The organism is Paenisporosarcina cavernae, from assembly GCF_003595195.1.
Lineage (GTDB): Bacteria > Bacillota > Bacilli > Bacillales_A > Planococcaceae > Paenisporosarcina > Paenisporosarcina cavernae.
This window is the reverse complement of sequence record NZ_CP032418.1, coordinates 231,594-257,300: the sequence shown is the minus strand read 5'-3', so window position 1 is coordinate 257,300 and position 25,707 is coordinate 231,594. Positions and strand designations below refer to the sequence as shown.

Here is a 25,707-nt window from a genome sequence, read left to right as displayed (position 1 = left end):
TTCATCCAATAGGGTTGATTTTTGTCATGCCAAAAATCTTCCTCCTTCCATTTCAATTGGTGATTTTCGGTTCGTCGAAAATCTTCCTAAATAAAAAAAAGCCTGATCAAGAAAGTTTGATCAGGCAGTTCGTTAGATGTTGTAAAGACGTGCTTCGTACGGTGCTAGTGTAATACTTTTTGCATCTTGATGCAGGGCACATGCTGTATTCGCTAGTAGTAATTGATCGTAACGAAGTGTTGCATCTCCCGCGTATACTGCTTGGTGTTCAGAGAGATTCGTCACGATTAATACGCGCTCTGTTCCAAGTGTTCGTGTATAGGCGAAGATTTGCGGATCATCTTCTAAAAGTAAATCGTATGTTCCATAGACAAATACGTCCGCTGATTTGCGTATAGCGATCATTTTTTTATAGAACGAGAGGATCGATGTAGGATCCGATTGTTGTGTTTGCACATTTAACTCGGTGTAATTAGGATTTACACCAATCCACGGGCTTCCACTCGTGAAACCAGCATTTTCTTCAGCCGTCCACTGCATAGGAGTACGCGAGTTATCGCGACTGCTATCCCAAATAATTTGCATTAGCTCATCGTGAGAAAGTCCATCCATTTTTTTAGAAGCATATAAATTGTGGGTTGCTACATCGCGGTAATCCGCTAGGTTTTCAAAATGAACGTTCGTCATTCCTATCTCTTGCCCTTGGTAAATGAACGGTGTTCCTTGCATGAAGAAATACATCATACCAAATGCTGTCGCACTTTCTCTCCAAAAGTCTTGGTCATTTCCCCACGTAGATACGACGCGTGCTTTGTCATGATTTTCAATGAAAAGGGCATTCCAACCTTGACCATCTAGTGCATGTTGCCAACGAGAAAGTGTCTTTTTTAATTCAATAATATCAAGTGCTTTCTTCGACTCAGCATCCCACAAACTTAAGTGTTCAAATTGGAAAATCATATCGAATTTGCCTTTTTCGGGGTCTACCCATCGATCAATTTCATCAATGGACACACCATTCGCTTCGCCGACTGTCATGATGTCGTATTTCGCAAAGGTTTCGTCTTTTAATTCTCCCAAAAATGGCTGAATGCCTTCCACGTTCATGTACTTATCCCACGCTTGAATAATCGGGCGATCTGTATGGTTAGGCATATCTTCAAACGTGACGTCTTTTTTAATATGACTAATGGCATCAACACGGAAACCATCGATTCCTTTGTCTAACCACCAATTCACCATATCATATAGTGCTTTACGAACATCGCTGTTTTCCCAGTTCAAGTCTGGTTGCTTTTTAGAGAAAATGTGCAAATAATATTGACCCGTTTTTTCATCTAATTCCCAAGCAGGCCCGTTGAAAATACTTTCCCAGTTGTTCGGTTCTCTGCCATCTTTGCCATCACGCCAAATATACCAGTCACGTTTGTCCGACGTTTTAGAAGAACGTGATTCGATAAACCACTCATGTTCATCACTCGTGTGATTGATTACTAAGTCAATAATAAGCTTCATCCCGCGAGCGTGAACTTCTTTTAAAAGCAGGTCGAAGTCAGCCATCGTTCCAAACTCATCCATAATATCTTGGTAATCACTTATATCATAGCCATTGTCATCATTCGGTGATTTGTACATAGGACAAATCCAAATTACATCGATGCCAAGCTCTTTTATGTAATCTAATTTCGAGATCATTCCCTGTAAATCACCAATTCCATCTCCATTCGAATCTTGGAAACTTCTTGGATACACTTGATAAGCTACTGCTTCTTTCCACCAACGCTTTTCCATACTAATTCCTCATTTTTCTCAGTCTATTCCACGTCGTGCACATGATTCTCTAGTTATTATTTTCGCACCAATGATACGATGCGTCGCTGGAAGTTTCGGATCATCCATTTTGTTTAATAAACATTCCGTCGCCTCTAAACCAAGGTCATATATTTGAATATCCACGGAAGTAAGCGGCGGACGTAAATGCTGGGAAAGCACATGGTTATTAAAGCTAATAATAGAGATATCTGTTGGCACGTTAATTTCTTTCCGCTCTAAAATACTAATGATTTCGTATGCGGTTAAATCATCATGGGCAATTAATGCTGTCGGTCGATTTGGTAAATGAAATAACGCATCAATGGCAGAAGCCCCATCTTCATTCACCGTCGAATCTTGTAAATAATACGCTTGTTGAAAAGGAATTCCAGCTGTTTCTAATGCTTGCTGATAACCCGCTAAACGATCACGCGACACCACATAGTTGATATCCCCTCCAACGAAGGCGATATCTTGATGTCCAAGCGACAATAAATAGTCCACGACTTCTGCAGCGATCGCCGTATTATCATTATCTACATACGTCACGGATGCTTCATTCTCAAAGGGACGACCAACCACAACAAAGGGAAAATCAATGGACTGCAAATAGTCCATCGTTCGATCCTTCACTTTTGAATAAAGGAGGATGATTCCGTCTACGCGTCGACCTTGCGTCATGGAGACAACTTCGTCAAAAATCTCTTCTTCCGTTTCGCCCGTTGATAAATACATGCCGTATTTACTCGCATGCGCCGCACTACAAATCCCTCTTAACACTTCTGGAAAGAACGGATTCTGAAAAGCGAGGACAGAAGAACTAGCCATGATCACACCAATCGTTTTTGTCGACTTTGCCGCTAAGTTGCGAGCTTGAAAATTCGGATGATAGTCCAGACGGTCCATCACTTCTCGAACTTTCTGTTTTGTTCGTTCACTAATTCTAGGGTTGTTTGCAATGACTCGGGAAACAGTAGATGGGGAGACATTTGCTTCTTTTGCTACATCAATAATCGTTGTTGCCATGTTTACTCCCCCTTTTTCTACTATTTTACCGCACCATCTGACACACCTTTAATAATTTCTCGTTGTGCGAAGAAATAGCCAATAATGACTGGTATAATCGCCAGTGTTAATCCAGCTAGCGCTAGATGCCATTGTTTTGTATATTCTCCGAAGAAGAAGAACATTTTCAGCGGAATCGTTTCCATTCCTTGTTGGTTGATCACTAGAGACGGTAGTAAATAGTCATTCCAGATCCAAATCGTATTTAAAATCGCGACCGTTACTGTAATTGGCTTTAACATCGGGAAAATAATATACCAAAATACTTGGAATTTATTCGCCCCATCAATAGTGGCAGCTTCATCTAACGATTTAGGAATAGACGTAAGTGCACCGTGATACAGGAAGATGGATAAACTTGCACCAAATCCTAAATACATGAAGATCAACCCTGCACGATTTAACATTTCAAACTTCCCGAAAATAGTAATTAACGGAATCATCACGGATTGGAAAGGTATTAACATCGCAGCGACAAAAACAAAAAACAAGATGGTGCTTAGTCGACTTTTCGAACGAGACAACGCATAAGCTGCCATGGAAGAAAATACGATGATGATCAATACACTCAGTACAGTGATGATGAACGAGTTGAAAAATGTTTGCACAAAATCTAGTTGCACAAACGCTTCTTTATAATTATCTAATGTAAATGTATCTGGAAGCTTTAACGTATCCGAAAAGATCTCTCGTTTCGTTTTTAACGAGTTCACAATCATTAGGTAAAATGGTGCTAACCACAATAACGCAAGTAGGATACCGAGTATCTCTAGTGGGAAACGGCGTGATTTTCTCATTACATTTCCACCTCACGTTTCTTGTTAATGTACACTTGTACTAAAGCGATGATTGCTACGATGATAAAGAAAATAACCGCTTTTGCTTGTGCATATGCCATATCATATTGTCCAAAGGCTGTGTTGAAAATTTCCATCGCAACCATTTGAGTAGAATTATATGGACCACCTGCTGTTAAGGACAAGTTTTGATCGTACAATTTAAAAGTATTCGATAACGTTAAAAACATCGATACAGTAAACGCTGGTGCCACTAAAGGAAACACCACAAATCGGAAACGTTGAAAAGCATTTGCGCCATCGATTTCAGATGCTTCTAGTAATTCTTTCGATACACCTTCTAAATAAGCGATGTAAATGACCATAATATATCCGGACATTTGCCAGCTCATCAAAATGACTAACCCCCAAAATCCAGTTTCAGGTGTAGATAGCCATCCTTTTAAGCCTTCCATACCGAAGATCGTTCCAACAGTACCAAACACTTTGATGAAAATGAACTGCCAGATAAATCCTAAGATTAATCCACCAATTAAGTTTGGCATGAAGAAAATGGTACGAAGAAACTTACTCGATTTGATTTTCGATGTAACAATTAACGCAAGGGACAAACCGATAAAGTTAATTAAAATAACCGAGACAATCGAGAATTTAGTCGTGAACCATAACGAATCTTTAAATTCTTTGTCTGACCACAAATCAATATAATTTTGAAAACCAACAAAGCTGTTGGTTGAAATTCCGTTCCAGTCTGTGAATGAATAATAGACACCGAGTAATAATGGAGCAATTACAACAAGTGTAAGTGCCAATAATACGGGGGCAAGGAACAACCAATACGTTAAACTACGGGTGCGCATATGCCACCTCCTACAACTTTTCTTTCTAACTTTTAATCTTACTCTATTGAGACTAATTTAGCGTTTCCGTTTTTGTTTACTAAAACAATCGGTACTTACCGACAACAATGGAAATTTACGACATCGTCTTAAACAGACAAAACAAAGTAGCACGAGTGGCTACTTTGTTTTGTTTTCGATGCGCGTGTTATTTACGAGCTTCTTCCCATGCTGCTTTAGCAGAATCTACTACTTCTTCCCAGCTTGCTTCGTCGCTCAAGTATTTTTGAATGCCTACGCCAAGCTCATCTTGACCCCATCCAGTTGGGTAACCCATGAATGTCCAGCCAATTGTTTTGCCTTCTTCTGCGTATTTATAAATTTCTTGTGAGATTGGATCTGCGATTTTCGAAGAATCATATCCTTCGTAAGCAGGGATGAATTTAAATTCGCTCATCACTGTTTCTTTACCTTTTTCAGAAGTATACAACCAGTCTAAGAAATCTTTCGATGCGTCAACTACTGCTTCGTCTGCATTGCTGTTTACGCCCCAGTACATTGGAATTCCGACTGGCATAGAATCTCCTTCAAATCCTTCTACAGGAATTGGTAGAATGCCAACGCCGTTTTGAGCGAAATCTTCGTCAATGCCAGCAATTGATCCGTATACCCAGTTACCTTGTTGAATCATAGCTACTTTTTGTAAAGAGAATAACTCTTCAACTTGCATAGAGTAATCTAGGCTTACTGTTGGTTGAACAGAATAGTCATTTTGTAAATCTAAAATTGATTTAAACGCATCACCATATTTGAAATCAATTGTTTTTGCATCAAATGCAGTTAACACATTGCTATCAAATTCAGGCGCGATGAAAACGTTTGATAAGTGTAAACCAGTAACCCAAGTTTCTTTACCAGGTAAAGCAAATACTGCTTCTAATCCTAGCTCATCTTTTTTACTATCTAATGTTTTAACAGCTGCTTCTAATGAAGCTAAGTCTTTAATAGACGCTACATCAATTCCAGCTTTTTCGAATACTGCTTTGTTGTAGATAAATCCATATCCTTCTTGATTGTATGGAAGTCCAAGTACTGCATCATCAACTGTTACTCCGTCTAATGAACCTTCAAGAGCTGCACCCGCTGCTTTTGTATCAGATAAATCTGCTAATTTGTCTTTCCAGTCTGCTACATCTTGAGGTCCCCCGATATTATAAATCGCAGGTTCTTTACCAGATGCGAATTTAGAACGTAATGCTGCGCCGTAATCTTCTCCACCACCAACAGTAGTGATATTGATTTTCACGCCATCGTGCTCTTCTTCGTATGCTTTTGCTAACGCTTCAAATTGATCTTTAAACTCTACTTTGAATTGGAAAATGTCGATTGTTACATCTTTACCGCCATCTCCGTTCGATGAATCACCATCAGAGTTACATCCAGCTAAAATTCCTGAAAGTACAAGGATGAACGCTAACAGACCGAAACGCAATTTGCTGTTTTTCATGAATAAATCCCCCAATAATTAGTTTGTTAAAGCCGTGAAAACGTTTGCACAGATTGTTAAAAAAAGGAAACGCTAAACTGTGAAAGCGTTTGCACAAAATGATTAAATTCATCCTATCATATGCATTTTAGAATGACAATACCCAAATTTTCGTACAATTTCCGCTTTTTATTCCACCGTCATAATCCGTTCTTCTGTGTCAACATCGAAGAAATGAGCACGCTCTAAGTGGAATGCTAAGTCAATTGCGTCCCCTGGGTGGACAGTGTTTTTCGAGTCAATACGTCCAATAAATTCTTGCCCCTCTAGCGTTGCATATACCATTTGCTCTGCTCCAGTAAGTTCCGCTACATCCACAGTAGTGGCAATTTTCATCCCTTGCTCCGATTCAAGCGTTCTAAAATCATTGTTAATATGTTCAGGACGAATTCCCAAGATGACTTCTTTTCCTTCATACGCTTTCAGGACTGATTGTCGAGCAGTAGGAATAGTTAAAACTGTTTCTCCCATGCCGAATTGACCATTTGCATATACTCCACGGAAGAAATTCATTGCAGGAGATCCAATAAATCCTCCAACAAATACGTTCGTAGGTTCTTCGTAGACTTCTTTTGGTGTGCCAATTTGTTGCACAACGCCGTCTTTCATAATCACGATCCGGCTCGCCATCGTCATAGCTTCTGTCTGATCATGCGTTACATAGATTGTCGTTGTTTTTAGACGTTGATGTAATTTCGCTATTTCAGCACGCATTTGTACACGTAGTTTTGAATCCAAGTTTGATAACGGTTCATCCATTAAGAAAATTTTCGCATCTCGTACAATTGCACGACCAAGCGCCACACGTTGACGTTGTCCACCAGATAATGCTTTCGGTTTACGCTTTAAATACGATTCTAGCCCTAGAATAGCTGCCGCTTCATTCACACGACGATCAATTTCTTTTTTCGGTACTTTACGCAATTTTAAGCCGAACGCCATGTTTTCATACACCGTCATATGAGGATACAATGCGTAGTTCTGGAAAACCATTGCAATATCGCGCTCTTTCGGTGTCACATCGTTCATTCGTTTGCCATCGACGAAAAAGTCTCCACCAGAAATTTCTTCTAGCCCAGCAATCATACGTAAAGTTGTGGACTTTCCACATCCAGACGGCCCAACAAACACGATAAATTCTTCATCTTCCACTTGAAGATGAAAGTTAGAAACGGCTGTTACTTTGTTGTCGTATACTTTTGAAATATTATCCAATACTAAACTTGCCATTAGACTCACTTCCTTTTCCCTTTAAGCTTTTACTGTCACGTTTTCTTGTACTAACATCGCAGCCCCGAGCATGCCTGCTTCATTGCCAAAAACGGCTTTTTTCAGTTCAAGTGGTTTTAACAATAATGGTTGTAGCGCCTCGAGCAGATCATTCCACCAATATTCCGATGAATCCGCAACTCCTCCACCGATCACTACTACGTCCATATCTAATGCCGCCTGTATCGTACTGATGACCGAAGCAAAATCACTTACAAACGTTGAAATAATAGACTTCGCCACTTCATCTCCCGCTTTTGCAGAGTCGAATAAATCATGTGACTTCATCAAAATCCCATTTGAATCTAGAAGGTTTTTCTCTGCAATCATTCGATTCAAGGCAGTGCCCGATACATATTGTTCATTGCACCCGAGTCTACCACACGTACAAGCATATCCTCTCGGATAAAGCGTCATATGTCCAACTTCACCTGCTCCACCATGTGCACCATTCATCACGATGTTGTCAAAAACAAATCCGCCGCCTAATCCAGTGCCTACTGTTAAGCACACGACTCGACGAATCCCTTTTGCAGCACCAATCGTAGCTTCTGCAAGCGCAGCACAGTTCGCATCATTGTTTACTTCCACACGAAGTCCCGTTGCTTTTTCTAACTGAGACTTTACATGAGTGCCTTGCCAACCAGGTAGAGTGGCAGTTTCAAATGTGATAATGCCGTTTTCCGCGTCTACCATACCGCGAGTACCAATCCCTATAGCAGAAATTTCCGGATATCTTGCCATCATAGAAAGAACTTGTTCTTCTAAATAAGGATACAACGGAGTTATCGTCGGGATTGTTTCATCCACATGAACGGTACCATCTGCATCCACGATACCCATGCGAATTTTCGTTCCCCCGATATCCACTCCAAGAACTTTTTTCACACGTACACCTCCACCGTATTTATGCTTTCTATCATAGCTTATTTTTCTCATACGTCTAGTCATGCATTCTTATTGAATTTAAAGATGACCGCCTCAAAAGGTCGTAAAGTTAGCGTATTATCATGCCATTCAAGAGTTTCGTAATTTTTTATGACAACATCTGATTCGTTTTCGTGCACACAAGAAATGTCTCGTGTAGACGCACTAAAATTACAATACACTGTCAACATTTCTTCCTGCCAGTGACGTTGATAAGCGAAAATTTCTTCGTCATCTGGTAGTAAGAGTACAAAAGATCCTTCTGTTAAGATGTCCAATTCTTTACGTAATTGAATAAGGCTTTGATAATAAGCAAAAATAGAATTCGGTGAAGCAAGGGCTTCCTGTACATTGATTGTTTTATAATTTGGATTCACTTTTAACCAAGGTGTTCCTGTCGTAAATCCAGCCTCGGCTGTATCATCCCATTGCATTGGCGTCCGTGCATTGTCACGACCTTTCACGTAAATCGATTGCATGACATCTTCATGCACTGCCCCGTTTGCCATTTTCTCATCATACATTCGACGTGTTTCTAAATCTTGATAGTCTTCAATGGATTCAAACACCACATTCGTCATACCAATTTCTTCTCCTTGGTAAATGTAGGGAGTACCTTGCATGAAATGTAAACACGTCGCCAACATTTTCGCGGACTCTACTCGGTAGTCTGTATCATTTCCAAACCGTGAAACAATTCGTGGTTGATCATGGTTGTTCCAGTACAAACTGTTCCACCCTTTGCCATGTAGCTCGGTTTGCCATTTTCGGAAATTCTTTTTCAACTTCGGTAAATGAAGAGCGCGCAAATCCCACTTTTCATAAGGACCACTGTCTAAACTCATATGCTCAAACGTAAATATCATGGATAATTCATTGCGATTTGGATCAGAAAATAGTGCCGCGTCTTCTGTCGTCGCACCTGGACATTCTCCGACCGTCAATATATCTCCACGAGAAAGTACTTCTTGGTGCATTTCTTGCATATAATCGTGAATTTTCGGACCATTCATGTAATAAGGAGATCCGTCTCCGAACAACTGCCCTGGATGTACCGGGCCATTTGGTAAGGCAGGGTGTTTAGAAATTAAGTTGATTACATCCATCCGGAAGCCTGCTACACCTTTATTTAACCAAAAATGCATCATTTCATAGACAGCTTTACGAAGAGAATCTGATTCCCAGTTCAAATCAGGTTGCTTCTTGGAAAACAAATGCAAATAATAATCTTGGGTAGGCTCATTCCATTCCCATGCCGAACCACTAAAAAAGGATCCCCAGTTATTTGGAGGGTTACTTCCTTCTCCTTCTCGCCATATGTAATAATCTCGATACGCATTGTCCTTCGACTTTTTAGCCTCCGCAAACCATTCATGCTCATCCGAAGTATGGTTTACAACTAAATCCATGACAAGATGAATTCCTCTTTTTTTCGCTTCCGAAATGAGCAATTCCACATCTTCCATCGTCCCAAATTCATCCATAATCGTTTCGTAGTTGCGAATATCATAGCCATTGTCATCATTGGGTGAATCGAAAATAGGACTTAACCAAAGGACATCTATCCCTAACTTCTGCAAATAATCTAACTTCTCTATAATACCTGGCAAATCGCCTATTCCATCCCCATTTGAGTCATTAAAACTACGTGGATAGATTTGATACACAACACTCTTTTTCCACCAATTCGATTCCAACACGACACCCGCTCTCTAAAATCTATTTACAATCATTCATCCTATCACCTTTTTACAGATTATAAAGTGCCGAATTGTTGAATAGAGCTTTTCTTTCTTCTTGTGACGGTGATTTTAATGAGGACTTCGCAACAATAGAAGTCTTCATTTCAAGCATTGTCTTAAGAGCTGTATGATGTTTGTAGAGAAATAACGGTCATAAGAAAGACTTCGAACTCAATCGTTCGAAGTCTCACTTACGTTTTGTTTTTCATGATATGACAATCCACGATTTTTTCGCTTGTTTTTGTACATTCGTTGATCTGCAATTTTCACGATTTCTTGCACCAATGATCCATCTTTTGGATAACTTGCTACACCAATAGAATAATGGAGAGTCAAGATGTGATTATCAGTAGAAAAGGTCTGTCCCTGTACTTCTTTTTCTAATCTCATCAATAGATGGTTGAGTTCATCATCAGTCAGCTTGGTGAAAATAATGAACTCGTCTCCACCATATCGAAATAGCTGATCTTCTTGCCGAATATTGCCTTGAATCTTCTCTACAAATGTTTTTAAATATATGTCTCCTACAAGATGTCCATAATCATCATTAATTTGCTTAAACAAATTAATATCTAAAAAAAGGATCGAAAAAGGAAATTTCGCATGGTTTAAATGTTGAATCGTTATCGCTTCTAAATGCTTTTTTAAACTATACCGATTATATGCACCAGTTAAAGAATCTCGTTCTAGTTCTGCTTCCGTAAAGGTATTCTCTACATAGCGAAGCAGTTCTGGAACTATATAATGGGATATCCATAATAAGGTGAAAAAGTTTAGGAACCAAATAATCATTTCAACTGTCAAAAGTCTAATTTCAAAAACATTAGATAAAGCTACGCATAGCACTGTTATTCCAAATGATGCTGCATACAAGATACATGCATCCAACCATCTCTGTTTTGTTGATGGCAAAAGGATGACCAACAGGGAGATTCCTAAATACGCTACTACCAAAAATGTATTCAGCCGAAAATCGCTTAGCACAAAATAACTGATTTGCGTTACCGTGAACACAAACGCGATAAACATATACATAATACGTCGATCATAATAGATTTTCACAATAATAATTGGAGCCATTATGAAAGGAATATTGAAAAAAACGATACCAAAATATGGGTTGAACAAGAAGTGAGAAAATAGCATGGAATAGAGTAGCAGCAATGAGACAATGGTAATCCAATGTACCATTCCATATTTTTTCGTTAGATAAGATGCGATTAGTGTAAGTCCAACAAACGACGCATTGAAAACGAATAAATCTTGGAAGAAATAATCATATCCCTGCATAATGTCCACCTACTCTCATTTTGATCACCACAAAATTTTGGTTATCGTTGTGAACGTATTCTTTTTTCTGTTGTTAGCATTTGTTACTACAAAGCTACAATAGGGATAGACCACAGAACCTATTGTGATTGGATTAACTCTCTTGAAGCAGAACTTCTTTGCAAAAAGCTACAACCATTTCCACTTCTTCATCCTCTAACTCAAAATCGAGTATTTTCGTCGTAACTCGATCTAACAAAAAGTGTTGAACTAAGTGATATACGCCATCTTTTTCTCCAATGATTGCGCGAAGTTCCACTCCGTTTTCTTGGAAAAGCTCATCTTCTTCATCCACTTCAATATCTAATAAAAACTCGTAGCGTTTCCCTTCAATAATCCCTGTAGGATCGTGAATTTCTTCCACGGAGTACTGAGTAATTTCCATCATTAAACACCTCAAAAGTTAAATTACTGTCATATAATGACTGATTAATTCTAGTATACCCGAAAAAGTTTCGATACAATGCTAGAAAGGAGTGATTTTTATCCAACCCTTTACTGAGACCGTAGTGAAAATTTTAAAGGAGATACCACCTGGTTATGTAACAACTTACGGACAAATTGCCAAAATGGCGGGAAGTCCACGAGCTGCTAGACAAGTAGTAAGAATCCTTCATACTTTAAGCGAAAAACACAATCTTCCTTGGCACAGAATAGTAAATTCTCGCGGAGAAATAGCGATAAAATCACTGGAAGATGCAACGGTTCAGCGTCGGCTATTAGAGAAAGAGAACGTTGAATTTTTACCAGATGGACGAGTAAATCTCTCGAAATTCCAACGTGAAAAGGAGGAAAACAAATGAGTATGTTAGTTATGATCGGAGCAATTGTTGGGGTACTTGCACTATTTATTATCGGCACTATACTAGGAGCCATCCTATTTCGAAAACATTAAATCAGAGGTTTTTCGCGAATGCGAAAAACTTCTTTTTTGTTGAATGGATCGTTTTCGCACGCGAAAACGATTAAATAGTGTGGATAAGGGCGTTTTGCGGATGCAAAACGGTCTACTTTGGTTAAAGTCCTGTCAGTGAGCATGAAAATCGTGCAACTTTCTTTGCAAAACATGCAAGTTTCAACTCAAAACGTGCAAAAAATGGAAATCTCCTGTTAATAAACGCAAAAAACATGCAATGAGCCATTTTCTTCCAAATATAAAGAACGTTTTCACAGAGGAAAACGCACTTTTTTCATTATCGCACCAGAAATTTTATCTTAAAGATGGTAAGGACTATTAAGTTGATAAATTTTCTTGTTTTTTTGTACTTCATAATGGATTTTTTCGTTTTTCACAATTGTTCTAGCAGTACTCGTACCACATTGTAGAAACTTTTCCATTTCGATCCTACTTATAGTTTTGCTAAATAAAAATTGATAATCGAGCAAAGCAGATATATGAGCAGTCCGATGAAAATTTTTACAGTCAACACACATCCATGTTCCATGTAGACGTTTCATTCCAAATTTTAGACAGTTTGGGCATTTCACTCCGATGGTGAAATCTTTTTTTGGAATATCAAATCTCTCTGAGATTGGTTTTGGTATATAGCAAAAATGCTTTGTTAGTAGACTGTCTATAACATTAATAAAGGCTTCTGGAGTTAATAGATTTTCATTACTTTTTGTTCTTCTAAGAAAGCCATGTAAATCAGGCAATGTAACGGATGGTAAAGAATTTTCTTTTACATTAAGTGCAGAATTTGCATCACGAAAGACAAGGACTCCTTTCACAGGCAAATTAATACCATTCATTAGGAAAAAGTCTTCTAACAAGTCCATCGTTTCTCTCAATTGATAAAATGGATTGCGCATATAATTTACTTGTCCATCTGATCTAGTCCGCTCAAGATTATGAGAGGTAGGATGGATCACTATACTTCCAGCAATATTCTTCATTTCTAAAACCAAAACAAAGGATCGTGTAACTAGTAAACAATCAATTTGGAATAGGCCAGAAGAGAAAAGATGCAAATCAAACAGAATGAAATTATCGTAAAGTAAGGTTTTAGTGTTGAGGAGTTTTTGAAGTTGGAGTTCACCAGCGATACCAGATTTTTTCCGATAAAGGGTTTGTTCCAGATAGGCATAAGAAGAATGATGGGGATTCAATCTCTCTAATGCACTTTCGAGCGCAGAAATCTCTGTAGATTTTTCACTTAAATATTTTAATATCAAGTCTTTACTCCTTTCATGAAATTAACTTAAGATACCATATTTATGAATAAATATACTACCAGAATTTTGGAAGTTACTAATCTATTTCTATTTTTTTCATGCAATGTCCTTGATCAGTGCCTTCTACTTCGGTTAAAGTCCTGTCAGTGAGCGTGAAAATCGTGCAACTTTCTCTGTAAAACATGCAAGTTTTGCCTCAAAACATGCAAAAAACGGAAATCTCCTGTTAATAAACGCAAAAAACATGCAATGAGCCATTTTCTTCCAACCACGAAGCGTGTTTGCGACCTCCAAAACGACGAATATCGTACTAAAACAAAAACCCCCAGCGAGTGAATCGCAAGGGGAAGGTAATTATATATCTTGAATGGATGTCATTAAGTTGTCCGAAGAAGAAGCTACTTGAGACGTTGCGGCTGTTAGTTCTTCTAAGACATTTGCCATTGTAGCGATTTGGTTTGTCGTGCGCTCGCTTTGATCTTTAATCCCTGTCATTGCATCGACAATGGAGTAGAAGCTAGATGACAAGTCCGCTTGAGTGGAAACGGAGTCATTGATTTTTTGGTCCACGTGTGTGACAGAATTCTCCATGTTGGAGATGCTGCTTTCGGTTTCAGCAATTAACTCGGAAACGTTTTGTACGGCTGATTTTGTTTCTTCCGCTAATTTTCTTACTTCGTCTGCAACGACAGCAAATCCTCTACCGTGTTCTCCTGCCCGCGCTGCTTCAATGGAAGCATTTAACGCAAGCAAGTTGGTTTGATCTGCGATAGATGTTACTAAGCCCACGATCTCACTGATTTTTTGGGAAGAATCACGTAATCGGTTCATGGTTGTTTCAAGCACTTCGACGCTCTCTAAGATGGAATTCATTTGTCCACTTTGTTGGTCTAGTAACACTTTTCCAGTTTGTGATTTTTCGTCTGTAGAGGTGACTAAATTCAAGCCTTGTTGGGTGAAGTTTGCGATTTCGTCCGATTCGGAAGATAGTTGTTGAATGGACGCACTCGTTTGTTCACTAATCGCAGCTAAATCTTCTGCAGTCACTCGAACTGAATGGATTAACTTGGATTTTTCATCTGCCGCTTTTTCTCGAATTCGATCGTGTTGGGCATCATACGCTTCAATCACTAATTGTTGCTCCAGATTTAAGATTTTCGTCACAGCTTTAATTGACTTTGCATGATCTTCCTTCTTCATTTCTAAGTTCATGATAATGTCGGTTAAAGCTGATACAAATGCTTGGAATGAACCCATGTACCATTTAGTTCCTAATCCAATTCGAACATGCACATGAGCAATGGTAATTCGTTGTTTTATGTATGCTTCATTCACCGTGCCATGGAACATTTCTTCTATATGACGACGAAGTGTTACTTTTAATCGTTCGACACTGCTATTTTTTTCGATAATTTGCATCAATCCCGAACCAAGTTCCACTGCGTCATAGAAGTCTGTTGTCATTTCATCTAAATGTGGGATAACGAATTCATGTAATTGCCGAATAATCGCTAAATCTTCTTTTGTTAAATGAATCATCGCAATTTGTTTTGCAATTTCTGGATGATTGTCGACATTTAACTCTACTTGATCCAAAAATTTCTCTGGTTGCAAGACGACGGCATTTTTAGTAGGTTGTTTGCTTCGGAATAAAGTGACCATTGTTTTTTCCCCTTTTTATCGCTTCTTTTTCATTATCTTACCATCAAATACCCGACTTTCGTATGATGATTTAGTCTATATTTTGACAAATAATACGTTTATTTTCCCTAGACCCAGGAAATTCCCAGGACAATACTCCTTCTTTCTTTTATTCCGAGAAAAAAACACTCGAAGAAATAGCCATTTCTTCGAGCGTCTTCATTATGCTTTTACGTCTCTCTGGACAAACGACCAGAAGCTGACGAGTAAAAAGAGTACCATGTAGACGAATAAAACCGCTAAAGAAAATCCGATCGTAATGTCCGGTACTACTTGGAATGGTGTTTCATACATCGCTAAATCTGAGTGAGTGAAGAAGAAGTATTTTGTGATTTCATAGTCACGTAAGAAGAATACGACATTTGGTCCTACAAAGAGTAAGAAAATCGACAATCCTATCGCAAGCGAACTAGAACGGAAGACACTTCCAATCATGAAGGCTAATGTTGCATACACTATCACCGTAATGAACTGCAGTCCATAAAGCTTGAGTACTTTGGCCATCACGCTAATTTCAACAACTTTTCCATCTTTCACATCTAGCAGTACACCATTGGATGCGTCATAAAATAGAATACTCGCTAAATAAGTCGTGAGCATCGCAACAAGTGCTAAAAACAACCCAAATAAAAGGGATGTGACGTATTTACTCGCAAGAATTTTCCATCGTTTGACAGGGCGAGAAAGAAGCATTTTGATGGTACCAGTGGAGAATTCCGATGCTACTATTCCTGCCGCAGCAATGACCGTCATTAATACGACAATCGACAATAGCCCGTATGAATCAATTAAGTATTGCTCTCCACTTTGTGGATCAATTGTTTCTACATCGTTCTCTAACTGATAGTCAATCTTCGCTAAATCTTCTTTTAATACTTTTTCTGTGATAGGATCCACTTTTGCAGAAAGTTGCTGTTCAATGGATGCTTTCTCTTGTTGTAAAGAAGGTTGCGAAGAACCTTGATCCATTTGTCCAGAGACAAACTGCATAATGCCAGTGACTCCTAACAGTAAAACAACGAGTAATGCCACCATTATCCAAGAGGATTTCTTGTGCCAAAGTTTCATCCATTCATTTTTGATAAGATTAAACAATTTGGCCACCTCCCGTCATTTCTAAGAATTGATCTTCTAATGTCTTTTTAAATGGTGCGATTTGGTAGATCGCGACACCATTCGCAACAAGCTCCGAAATGAGGGATGGGACTTCTGCTTCGGTAATAGCAAGAACATAGCCCTTATTATGCGCTGTCACGTCCTGCACTTTATTCCCCAAAACAGCTGTCAAAGCATCGCTCGGTTCTGCTTGTAAATAGTAGAACGATTCTGTTGTTTGATGCATTTCTCGGATATCGATCAATTCGCCATTTTGTATCACGGCGATGCGGTCGCACATCAATTCAATTTCGGATAACAAATGACTTGAAACGAAAACGGAAACGCCGTCTTGCTCTGCAATTTGTCGAAGGTATGTACGAAATTCACGAATTCCAGCGGGGTCTAACCCGTTTGTAGGTTCATCTAGAATAAGAAATTTAGGACGGTGTAATAGAGCTTGCGCTAATCCTAAACGTTGACGCATTCCAAGTGAGTAGGTCGAAACTTTTTCATGAATTCGTTTTTCCATCCCAACTTGGGCTACGACTTCTCGAATTCGATTCTCATCCACGCCTTTGTGCATGCGTGCGAAATGAACGAGATTTTTCCATCCAGACATGAATTTATACATTTCGGGATTTTCTACGATGACCCCCATTTTTTGCATCGTTTCTTCAAAATGGGTTTGGTTCGATTGACCTTCAATCCATACTTCCCCGCTAGTTGGCTTCATGAGACCTGCCATCATTCGAATGGTCGTCGTCTTCCCTGCTCCATTTGGACCTAGGAAGCCTGTAATTTGGCCAGGATATAGCGATAGATTCAAATTTTTGATGATCTTTTTCGAGCCGATTGTTTTCGACAGATTACGTAATTCAACAATTGGTTCCATGACGCACCTCCTTATAAATGATTACAAGTACTAGTACGTTCTCAAACAGGAAAAGATTCACGGATTAGGAAATTTGTCCCCAAGCGATTTGAACAATTAAAAGAGCTGTTACCACTCGCAAAATAGGTTTCACATGTTTTGGATTAAGATTTTCCGCAATTCGAACTCCAAGCTGTGCCCCTGTAATCGATCCTGCCATTAAACACAATGTTAAAGCCCACAAAATGTTTCCAGAAAAGATATAGCTGATTGCTGCACCTATACAGCTACTCATAGTAGCAAAGCGCACAAGTGCAACGGATCGTACGTAGCCAATTCGAAGATGGTTAAACAGGAATAACATAAGCGTTCCTTGACCAGGACCGAAAAAGCCGTCATATATCCCGATGCCTAGTAATCCTGCCATACTTTTCTTTGTGCGCGTAAGAATTTCTGTTCCATCAAAATTATTTCTTCCAAGAAAGGAAGTTGCGAATGCGAATAACAACAAGCCAATTGCAATAATAGATAGTTGTTCTGAGGTAAATGAATTGGCGAGTAATCCCCCCATTACTCCACCTGTTAAACTGATCGGAGCGATCCACCAAGCCTGTTTCAAGGTAATCTGCTTTTTCCGCAAAAGCGTTAAAAAACTAGTCGTCGAACTAACACTATTGGACACTTTGTTGGCTCCAATGGCGGAATGAATGGGCATCCCAAGCAACATCATAATAGGTAGACTAATCAATCCCCCTCCTCCAGCTAATGTTCCAATAGTTGTAGCAACGATCCCTGTGACAAACAACGTGATATACTCCATCCGAATCCCTTCTTTCTCCTTTCAGTATAAATCGTCTTAAGTCATAAGAAAATGACGATAAATGAAAGAAGAGAGATAAGAAAAACTTATAGATTATACGACTACTTTAGGTGATATTATTCCGCGTCGTATGGAAAGCAGTGGATACGTCTTGTAGTCAGCAATAGAAATCTTTTCGACCGTTTTCCCTGTACATGGAGCATGGATCATCTCCTTTGAAGAAATCGCAATCCCTACATGTTGAGCACGCTTCTCCCCAAAAAATAAACAATCACCTACTACCACTTTGGAAACGTAAAACCCACATTCTACTTGATCTTTCGCATCTCGGGGAATCAAGTTCCCAGTACTTTTTGCAAGTATATAGACAAGGCCAGAGCAATCAATGGCATCTTTCGACAGCCCACCCCAGCAATAGGGCTTCCCTAAAAAATCGGATAGATGAAGATTTGGCGGTAATTGATCGGATTCGAGTTTTTCCGACGTTAGATGTTTGCGCAAAACCCATCCAGGGTAACCCTTCGATTGTTTGGATGTCGGTTGTTCCAAACAATAGACACAAGCCCATTCCTTTTCGATATGATCAATTTCAACTTTTTCTCCATAGTTAAGTTGTGTTTGAATACGACAGTGTTCGGCTAAATCTTTTCGTTGTTGAAGCGTTTGCTTCTCCAACCAATCGATGACATTTGGATTTTCTTGAAGCATGAGGTCATCTACTTTTCTTACTTTTGATGGATGCGTCCATACATTAGTGATTGGAACTTGGCAATAAACCATTCCATCCTCCTTTTCCATAATGTATGAAGGTTGTTAGAGCGTGGTGAAGTATCTCTTTGATCCATGGATTAACAAGCATCATGACAATGAAAAAAGAGCACGATGAGTTTTCACTCAACGCACTCTCTATATGTGACTTTACTTACTACGATTCAAACGTTGTTTTCATCGTGATGAATTTCAATTCTGTCATTTCATCCACCGCGAATTTTACTCCTTCACGGCCATATCCACTCATTTTCACACCGCCATACGGCATGTTATCTATACGGAATGTCGGAATATCATTAATAATTATGGCACCAGCTTGCAACTCATCTGCTGCATGTAATGCATCCGTTAATACATTCGTATAAATTCCTACATTTAAACCGTATTTGGAGTCATTCACAAGTGATATAGCTTCATCAAGTGAATCATACGGCATGATGGAGACGATGGGTGCAAATACTTCTTGGCATACTACCTTCATGGTAGGAGTCGTATGTGTTAGAACAGTCGGCTGCAACTTGCGCTCGGTTACTTCTCCTCCTGTCACAACCGTTGCGCCATTTTCTTTTGCTTCTTCAATCCATTCAGAAATTCTCGTTACTTCTTCTGGGTGGATCATCGAGCTAACATCTGTTTTTTCGTCTAACGGATCTCCAACCACTAGATTTTCCGTCTCCTGTACAAATGCCTTCACAAATTCATCGTATATACTGCGTGCCACATAGATTCGTTGCAAGGAAATACATACTTGTCCGGCAAATCCAAAGGCACCTTCTACACTTCTCTTGATGATTTGATCGACTGGAGTTGAAGGTTCGACGATCAGTGCAGAGTTCGAACCAAGTTCTAACGTAATTTTACGCAGCCCGACTTTCTCTTTAATCTGCAGTCCCACATCCACACTTCCGGTGAACGTTACTTTTTTCACTTTCGGATGTGTCACTAATGCATCACTTAGCTCTTTACCGCCACCCGTGACAATTTGTAAAGCACCTGCTGGCAGACCAGCTTCTTGGAATATTTCTGCTAAAACTAAGGAACTGACAGGTGTTTGGGACGCGGGTTTTAACACAACCGTATTTCCGACAGCGAAAGCAGGACCTAATTTATGTGCCACTAAGTTAAATGGAAAGTTAAATGGCGTAATTGCAGCCACTACGCCAATTGGCTCTTTTTTCGTCCACCCAATTCGGTCTTTTCCACCTGGCGCTGCATCCATCGGAATGGTTTCTCCGTGGATTTGTTTCGCTTCCTCTGCGGCAAACAAATACGTGGAAATAGTCCGATCCATCTCTGCTAACGATGTTTTAATCGGTTTTCCAGCTTCCTTGGCCATAATCTCCGCAAGCTCTTGCTTTCTTTTTTTCATGATTGCAACAACTTGATACAACATTTCAGCACGTTCGTGAGCAGTCCACTTTTTAAAGGAATGAAAAGCGTCGTCCGCTCCTTCAATCGCTTTTGTTACATCGTCCGCTGTTCCTTTCGCAATGCGTGCAATAAGCTTCCCATCATATGGCGCTTTCAAATCGATTGTTTCTTGCGTGTCCATCCATTTTCCATTAATCCATAATTTCCATTCGTTCATGTTGCCACCTCCATTCTCTTTCTTTTCCCTTATTTCCCGGGAAATAGTCACAACTGAACACATTCAAGAGTGTTGAATCAAGATGCTTTTCGGTTCAAATAAGTCTTCCTATTTGAAAATCCTACTCTTTCTATCTGTCTTCCTCTTCTTTGGACACATTTACTTCCTTCTTCTCTTCATGAGGTTCATTTATCAAATTGGTAAAGGTCATTTTTCCACGCTTAGAAGGACGGAAGAAACTCCATGCAACGACAGCAAGTAACATTAGTGAAATGATTATTTTCATGACAACAACTCCCTCAGTCTCTTTTTTATTAGTCTACACGCTATTTCTTTCAATAGACAATGATGTACCTCTATAATAGAGATAACTTTTAAAGCAGGTGATAACGGTGAGATTAAACAAATTTTTAAGCGAAGCAGGAATCGTTTCCAGACGCGGAGCGGATAAATGGATCGAAGATGGCCGAGTATTTGTAAACGGAATGAAAGCAGAATTAGGTACGAAAGTGGAAGCTACTGACGATGTCATGGTAGATGGAAAGCCCGTGAAACATGAAGATCCGTATGTGTACATTAAATTGAACAAGCCAGTTGGGATCACGAGTACAACGGAACGCCATATAAAAGGAAATATAGTCGATTTTGTCGGCCACCCATTACGTATTTTTCATATTGGCCGGTTAGATAAAGATTCCGATGGTCTCATTTTATTGACCAATGATGGGGATATTGTGAATGAAATACTTCGTGCAGAAAATGACCATGAAAAAGAATACATTGTCACGGTAGATCGCCCAATTTCTCAAGCATTTATCAACAAAATGGCAAGTGGTGTTGAGATTTTGGATACTGTAACATTGCCATGTAAAGTGACGAAATTAAGTTCTCATCAGTTCTCGATTATCTTAACGCAAGGATTAAATCGCCAAATTAGGCGTATGTGTGCTGCACTTGGGTATGGTATAAGAAGACTTCAACGCGTTCGTATCATGAATATTACCCTCGATCACCTTTCTATTGGAGAATGGAAAGACTTGGACGAGGAAGAACTACGTATTTTATTCCAAAAATTGAACTACGAACCGAAACGATAATGGAGTGCATAGTTGTTCGAAAAATAGAGGAGTAGAGGAGAAAGTCATATGTTATCCATTCAACACACGGCCAATTTGACAGGAGCTACTATTATGGGTGACTTCTGGGATTTGGACGAATTGTTTCAAGCATTTCACACAGTCCTTGGCGATGAAAATAAATATTATGATTGGGAAGGCCCGAGGAAACGACTTTTGGAAGTTGCAAATGATATTCACGCTGCATCTCGTGGAAAGAATAATTTGTTGCTCATTGGCAATGGATTGTCGAAAGATTCCATGGTAGCTCACGAATTTGTCGGTCCAGATAAAAATGTTTATTTCTCTTTTGAAATTCTTTGGCCAGAATTATTATTCACGACAGTGGCATTGAATGACTTCATACGCTTGTATACGCATAAGCACAAGTATGCGATGTTAGATATTCACGTCACCACACTTCGCAAATTCCAGTCACTAGTAGGGGAATTACTCGAAAAAGTATCAGATCCGAAAGACTTTATCCAGTTTATGACGACGATTAGTTCTGGCGTTACTTCTGTCGAAGATTATGCCGTTCAATACGTCGACATGATGAATTTACAATTTATCGATTTCACGAAAGAACAACGTACGGAAATTCTCGGTAAACTAGCATTGAAATTTGCGGTTCCTAACCCGGAATACGATTCAGTAAAAGAAAAAGTAATTGCAGCAGCCAATCCAACCAAAAGTTCCATCAGCGATATGTCGTTAAAGAAAGAATATCCAGAAGAAATAGAATGGTAGAAAAAAGGCATCTCCCAGTCGCTGTGACTGAGAAATGCCTTTTCTAATCGACCATTTGTAAAAACTGTTTCGTCCGTTCATGTGTCGGATGGTGGAAGAATGTATGCGAATCAGTTGATTCAATAATTTTCCCTTCGTCTAACATGATTACTCGATCAGCAACTTCTCGTGCAAATTTCATCTCATGCGTGACGACAACCATCGTCATTCCTTCTTGCGCTAATTGTTGCATAACATTTAACACTTCCCCAACAAGTTCCGGGTCTAGTGCAGACGTTGGCTCGTCAAACAATAATACTTTCGGTTCCATTGCAAGTGCTCGAGCAATCGCAACACGTTGCTTTTGACCACCTGAAAGCTTATTCGGATAGACATCCGCTTTATCTTCCAGTCCAACTTTTTCAAGCAATTCTTTCGCTTGCGCAATAGCAGCTTCTTTTTTCATCTTTTTCACAATAATCGGCGCTTCGATGATATTTTCTAACACCGTTTTATGTGGGAATAAATTAAAATGTTGGAATACCATGCCGACATCGGCACGAATTTGGGATAATTTATCCGCATTTGGATCAATCACATGCCCATCTAATTCAATGGATCCTTCATTCATATACTCCAAAAAGTTAAAGCAGCGGAGCAAAGTACTTTTACCTGAACCACTGACTCCAACTAGAACGACCACTTCAGAAGGCTCCACTTCTAAGTCAATTCCCTTTAATACTTCTAAATCTCCAAACGATTTATGAATATTTGTCGCTTTTAACATGTCTTCTCACCTCCTATTTATCTACGTTTAAACGATTTTCATACCATTTCAAAATGAGCGTGAAGATTAATACTAAAATAAGATAATAAAAACCAACAACTAAATAAGTTTCGAATGGTTGAAACGATTGTGCTGCATCACGATTCGCAATCCCAAATAACTCAGGCACACTAATGATATACACTAATGATGAGTCTTTGAGGGTAATAATAAATTGGTTGCCAAGTGGCGGAATCGAACGTTTTAACGCTTGCGGGAAAATAATTCGTTTCATGCTTTGAAAACGAGTCATCCCAAGAGCCATACTTGCTTCGCGTTGTCCTTTGTCAATTCCTTGAATTGCCCCACGGAAAATTTCTGCAATGTAAGCACCATTATGAACACCTAGTGCAATTGCCCCTGCCCAGAATCCGTCCAGTACAATAATGGCCGTAATACCAAAGTATAAAAACATGATTTGTACGATTAATGGTGTTCCACGAATAATCGTGATATAGAAATTCGCGATTGTTTGCAATATTTTCGAGCGAGATATTTTCATTAAGGCGAAGACAAGCCCTAAAATGGTCCCCAAGATGAGGGCAACGGCCGTGATTTGTAACGTTAAGACCGTTGCCTCTAAAAATCCAGGAGCAGTTCGTACTAGGACATCCATGATCGTTTGAATAAATTCCATCTAATATCCTCTCCGTTTCTGATCCTACTTGAGGATTTCGATTCCTTCTAAGTCCACATCAAGCAAGTCACGATCGAACCACTTGTTTGAAATCTCTTCATACGTGCCATCTTCGATAATTGCTGCTAATGCGTCATTAATTTCATTTAACAACTCTTCGTCATCTGGGCGAACAGCTACTGCCGCTTGTTCAATCCATAATGGGTCTCCCACTTCTTTAATCGCCATTCCAGAAGAAATTGCCTCATACCCAACAACGTCTGCTGTAATTACAGCATCTAAACGACCTTCAACTGTTAAATCTTTTAATGCTACAACATCTGAATTGTAGTATTTAATGTCATCTGTATATTCTTGTGCAGCCGTGTCATACGTACTTTGTGCGACTACTCCAATCGTTTTTCCTTTTAAATCATCTGCAGATGCGATATCAGAGTTTTCTGGAACAAAAATCATTCCTCCAGAATAGTAGTACGGATCAGAGAATGCTACACGTTTGGAGCGTTCTTCTGTAATAGCCATTGACCCAATGATTGCATCGAATTTATTCCCAAGAAGCGATTGTGTAATCGTTTCCCATGGAGTTGTAATTGGGTTAGGTTCTAATCCCATTTCTTCTGCAATTGCAGCTCCAACTTCTACGTCAAAACCAGTTAAATCTCCACCGTCTGTAAAGCTGAACGGTTTGTACAATCCACTTGATGCGTATGTTAACTTACCTTCTTCATGTAGATTTAAACCAGAATCGTCTCCGCTAGCGTTATCTGAGTCAGATCCACACCCTGCAAGTAATAATGCTGTTGCTGCAAATGAAGCAAAAATCGTTGCTTTCTTTTTCATTTCGTCGTTCTCCTTTGAATGCGTATATTATTCCGTGCTCTCTAGAGGAGGGATGAAAATGGATTTACGTGCATACATCGAATTTACTCGATCCAAGTTGGCACGAACTTTATCATGTTCTTTCACGTACAAGAAACGCATGATAGAGGCTGTCAAAGCATGAACAGCCGTGTAGGAATCGATGCTTAAGTTGGTAGGAACCGGTACAAAAAAAGACAAATCAGCCAGAGGGCTTAACGGTGACAATGCATTATCCGTAATCACGATAATTTTTGCACCTTGCTCTTTCGCTGTCTCAACAGTTTCCATCACATTTTTCGTATAGCGAGGAAATGCAAATACAACGACAACATCGTTTGCTGTAAGCTTGGACAGTTGGTGATAATATTGTACATCACCCTGCATTAAGAGTTCCGTGCTTCCTTGCACCATGTTCAGCCAATGAGCAAATGAATGCGCTAAACCGTAATCGAAAAAATTGCTTGTTACATATATGTTGCTGGCTTGCCCTAAATAATCCACCGCTTCTAAAAGTCGTTCTTCCGATAGCGTGTTTTTCAACTGTTGGATACTTAGAATATCTGCATCAAGCAAATTTCTCACAATCGATGTTGACGTGACTTCCTCTTGTTCCCTCGATTCAATTCGAGCTTCCGTGATTACTTGTTGTAGCGCCGTTTGGAATTCAACAAACCCTTTAAATCCAAGTTTCTGCGCAAAACGAATCACAGTTGACTCACTCACTTCTGCCTGTCTTCCGATCTCCGAAGCAGAAGAAAAAGCCACAAACATTTGTTTCTCTTCTATTAACTTCGCAATACGTTTTTGACCAGCTGAAAAAGTGTGCATTGAATTTTCCAACTCCTGCAGTAAATCCTTCATTTTACACCCCTATTTACCCTTGCGGCACGGTAATTGCTTTTTCATTATAACGTGTTTGCAGGAAATCCTGCAAGTAATATGTCACATGTTTGTAACAATTAGAGAGAAAGCGCGGTATGGCGAAGATTATCAGTAGATTGACAGTTGAGTTATTAGGGGGAAACGTTGCGTAATTTGTACCTACATATTCGGAACGTCAGCTTAAGTTCCGAAGGTGCATTGTATTAGGGATTACATGGTTCATTGTATGTTTTTCGCGTTCGCTGACAGGATTTTTCGGTTTTCTGCACGTTTTTTCGCTCGTTGACAGGTCTTTCTCCTATCGGAT

General features: G+C 39.4%; 25 protein-coding genes. 3 read left to right on the top strand and 22 right to left on the bottom strand.

Annotated elements, in window-relative coordinates:
* Nucleotides 1-132 precede the first annotated feature (132 nt).
* The 10 genes from D3873_RS01395 to D3873_RS01350 form a co-directional block, all read right to left on the bottom strand.
* Nucleotides 133-1,791: a glycoside hydrolase family 13 protein gene (locus tag D3873_RS01395; protein ID WP_119882333.1), complete on the bottom strand. Its 1,659-nt coding sequence runs from the start codon at nt 1,789-1,791 to the stop codon at nt 133-135.
* A gap of 18 nt (nt 1,792-1,809) precedes the next feature.
* The gene (locus D3873_RS01390) at nt 1,810-2,838 is read right to left on the bottom strand and encodes a LacI family DNA-binding transcriptional regulator (protein WP_119882332.1); all 1,029 of its coding nucleotides are present in this window, start codon (nt 2,836-2,838) and stop codon (nt 1,810-1,812) included.
* Nucleotides 2,839-2,858: 20 nt separating this feature from the next.
* On the bottom strand, nt 2,859-3,674 hold the full coding sequence (locus tag D3873_RS01385) for a carbohydrate ABC transporter permease (protein WP_119882331.1): 816 nt from the start codon (nt 3,672-3,674) through the stop codon (nt 2,859-2,861).
* The gene (locus D3873_RS01380) at nt 3,674-4,534 is read right to left on the bottom strand and encodes a carbohydrate ABC transporter permease (RefSeq protein WP_119882330.1); all 861 of its coding nucleotides are present in this window, start codon (nt 4,532-4,534) and stop codon (nt 3,674-3,676) included. The genes D3873_RS01385 and D3873_RS01380 overlap by 1 nt, the downstream gene beginning before the upstream one ends.
* 187 nt (nt 4,535-4,721) lie before the next feature.
* The gene (locus tag D3873_RS01375) at nt 4,722-6,020 is read right to left on the bottom strand and encodes an ABC transporter substrate-binding protein (RefSeq protein WP_119882329.1); all 1,299 of its coding nucleotides are present in this window, start codon (nt 6,018-6,020) and stop codon (nt 4,722-4,724) included.
* A 168-nt stretch (nt 6,021-6,188) separates the two neighbouring features.
* Nucleotides 6,189-7,289: an ABC transporter ATP-binding protein gene (locus tag D3873_RS01370; protein WP_119882328.1), complete on the bottom strand. Its 1,101-nt coding sequence runs from the start codon at nt 7,287-7,289 to the stop codon at nt 6,189-6,191.
* Between the two features lie 21 nt (nt 7,290-7,310).
* Nucleotides 7,311-8,216, bottom strand: coding sequence for an ROK family protein (locus tag D3873_RS01365; protein ID WP_119882327.1), 906 nt, complete (start codon nt 8,214-8,216; stop codon nt 7,311-7,313).
* 59 nt (nt 8,217-8,275) lie between these two features.
* A complete protein-coding gene (locus D3873_RS01360) occupies nt 8,276-9,952 on the bottom strand; it encodes a glycoside hydrolase family 13 protein (protein WP_119884445.1) in 1,677 nt (558 codons plus the stop codon).
* 216 nt (nt 9,953-10,168) lie between these two features.
* Nucleotides 10,169-11,287, bottom strand: a complete 1,119-nt coding sequence (locus tag D3873_RS01355) for a GGDEF domain-containing protein (protein WP_119882326.1) — start codon at nt 11,285-11,287, stop codon at nt 10,169-10,171.
* 133 nt (nt 11,288-11,420) lie between these two features.
* Nucleotides 11,421-11,714, bottom strand: a complete 294-nt coding sequence (locus tag D3873_RS01350) for a DUF6509 family protein (protein ID WP_119882325.1) — start codon at nt 11,712-11,714, stop codon at nt 11,421-11,423.
* 97 nt (nt 11,715-11,811) lie between these two features.
* Between D3873_RS01350 and D3873_RS01345 the strand changes: the two genes are divergently transcribed.
* Complete coding sequence (locus D3873_RS01345) at nt 11,812-12,129, top strand: MGMT family protein (protein ID WP_119884444.1); 318 nt, start codon at nt 11,812-11,814, stop codon at nt 12,127-12,129.
* 412 nt (nt 12,130-12,541) lie between these two features.
* Here the strand turns inward: D3873_RS01345 and D3873_RS01340 are convergent, their stop codons facing one another.
* From D3873_RS01340 to D3873_RS13295, 8 genes are all read right to left on the bottom strand, one after another.
* The gene (locus D3873_RS01340; protein ID WP_119882324.1) at nt 12,542-13,501 is read right to left on the bottom strand and encodes a nuclease-related domain-containing protein; all 960 of its coding nucleotides are present in this window, start codon (nt 13,499-13,501) and stop codon (nt 12,542-12,544) included.
* Between the two features lie 354 nt (nt 13,502-13,855).
* Complete coding sequence (locus tag D3873_RS01335; protein WP_119882323.1) at nt 13,856-15,163, bottom strand: globin-coupled sensor protein; 1,308 nt, start codon at nt 15,161-15,163, stop codon at nt 13,856-13,858.
* A gap of 201 nt (nt 15,164-15,364) precedes the next feature.
* A complete protein-coding gene (locus D3873_RS01330) occupies nt 15,365-16,306 on the bottom strand; it encodes an ABC transporter permease (RefSeq protein ID WP_238473805.1) in 942 nt (313 codons plus the stop codon).
* Nucleotides 16,290-17,192: an ABC transporter ATP-binding protein gene (locus D3873_RS01325; RefSeq protein ID WP_119882321.1), complete on the bottom strand. Its 903-nt coding sequence runs from the start codon at nt 17,190-17,192 to the stop codon at nt 16,290-16,292. The genes D3873_RS01330 and D3873_RS01325 overlap by 17 nt, the downstream gene beginning before the upstream one ends.
* Before the next feature lie 64 nt (nt 17,193-17,256).
* Nucleotides 17,257-17,991 carry a sulfite exporter TauE/SafE family protein gene (locus tag D3873_RS01320; protein ID WP_119882320.1) on the bottom strand — a complete coding sequence of 245 codons (735 nt, stop codon included), beginning with the start codon at nt 17,989-17,991 and terminating at the stop codon, nt 17,257-17,259.
* A gap of 93 nt (nt 17,992-18,084) precedes the next feature.
* Complete coding sequence (locus D3873_RS01315; RefSeq protein WP_162920099.1) at nt 18,085-18,771, bottom strand: C40 family peptidase; 687 nt, start codon at nt 18,769-18,771, stop codon at nt 18,085-18,087.
* A gap of 145 nt (nt 18,772-18,916) precedes the next feature.
* Nucleotides 18,917-20,350 (bottom strand): aldehyde dehydrogenase family protein, encoded by a 1,434-nt coding sequence (locus D3873_RS01310; protein ID WP_119882318.1) that lies wholly within the window; start codon nt 20,348-20,350, stop codon nt 18,917-18,919.
* Between the two features lie 130 nt (nt 20,351-20,480).
* A complete protein-coding gene (locus D3873_RS13295) occupies nt 20,481-20,636 on the bottom strand; it encodes a hypothetical protein (protein WP_162920098.1) in 156 nt (51 codons plus the stop codon).
* Nucleotides 20,637-20,742: 106 nt separating this feature from the next.
* On the opposite strand from D3873_RS13295, the gene rluF reads away from it, so the two are divergent.
* Together rluF and D3873_RS01300 are read left to right on the top strand one after the other, a co-directional pair.
* The gene (gene rluF, locus D3873_RS01305) at nt 20,743-21,447 is read left to right on the top strand and encodes a 23S rRNA pseudouridine(2604) synthase RluF (RefSeq protein WP_119882317.1); all 705 of its coding nucleotides are present in this window, start codon (nt 20,743-20,745) and stop codon (nt 21,445-21,447) included.
* 48 nt (nt 21,448-21,495) lie between these two features.
* Nucleotides 21,496-22,215 carry a DUF6904 family protein gene (locus D3873_RS01300; protein ID WP_119882316.1) on the top strand — a complete coding sequence of 240 codons (720 nt, stop codon included), beginning with the start codon at nt 21,496-21,498 and terminating at the stop codon, nt 22,213-22,215.
* Between the two features lie 43 nt (nt 22,216-22,258).
* On the opposite strand, the gene D3873_RS01295 is transcribed toward D3873_RS01300, so the two are convergent.
* From D3873_RS01295 to D3873_RS01280, 4 genes are read right to left on the bottom strand one after another with little or no spacing between them, the layout of a single operon-like run.
* Nucleotides 22,259-22,981, bottom strand: a complete 723-nt coding sequence (locus tag D3873_RS01295) for an amino acid ABC transporter ATP-binding protein (RefSeq protein ID WP_119882315.1) — start codon at nt 22,979-22,981, stop codon at nt 22,259-22,261.
* Between the two features lie 13 nt (nt 22,982-22,994).
* Nucleotides 22,995-23,657 (bottom strand): amino acid ABC transporter permease, encoded by a 663-nt coding sequence (locus tag D3873_RS01290; RefSeq protein ID WP_119882314.1) that lies wholly within the window; start codon nt 23,655-23,657, stop codon nt 22,995-22,997.
* Between the two features lie 24 nt (nt 23,658-23,681).
* Nucleotides 23,682-24,497, bottom strand: a complete 816-nt coding sequence (locus tag D3873_RS01285) for a transporter substrate-binding domain-containing protein (RefSeq protein WP_119882313.1) — start codon at nt 24,495-24,497, stop codon at nt 23,682-23,684.
* A gap of 27 nt (nt 24,498-24,524) precedes the next feature.
* Nucleotides 24,525-25,379 carry a MurR/RpiR family transcriptional regulator gene (locus tag D3873_RS01280; RefSeq protein ID WP_119882312.1) on the bottom strand — a complete coding sequence of 285 codons (855 nt, stop codon included), beginning with the start codon at nt 25,377-25,379 and terminating at the stop codon, nt 24,525-24,527.
* Nucleotides 25,380-25,707 lie beyond the last annotated feature (328 nt).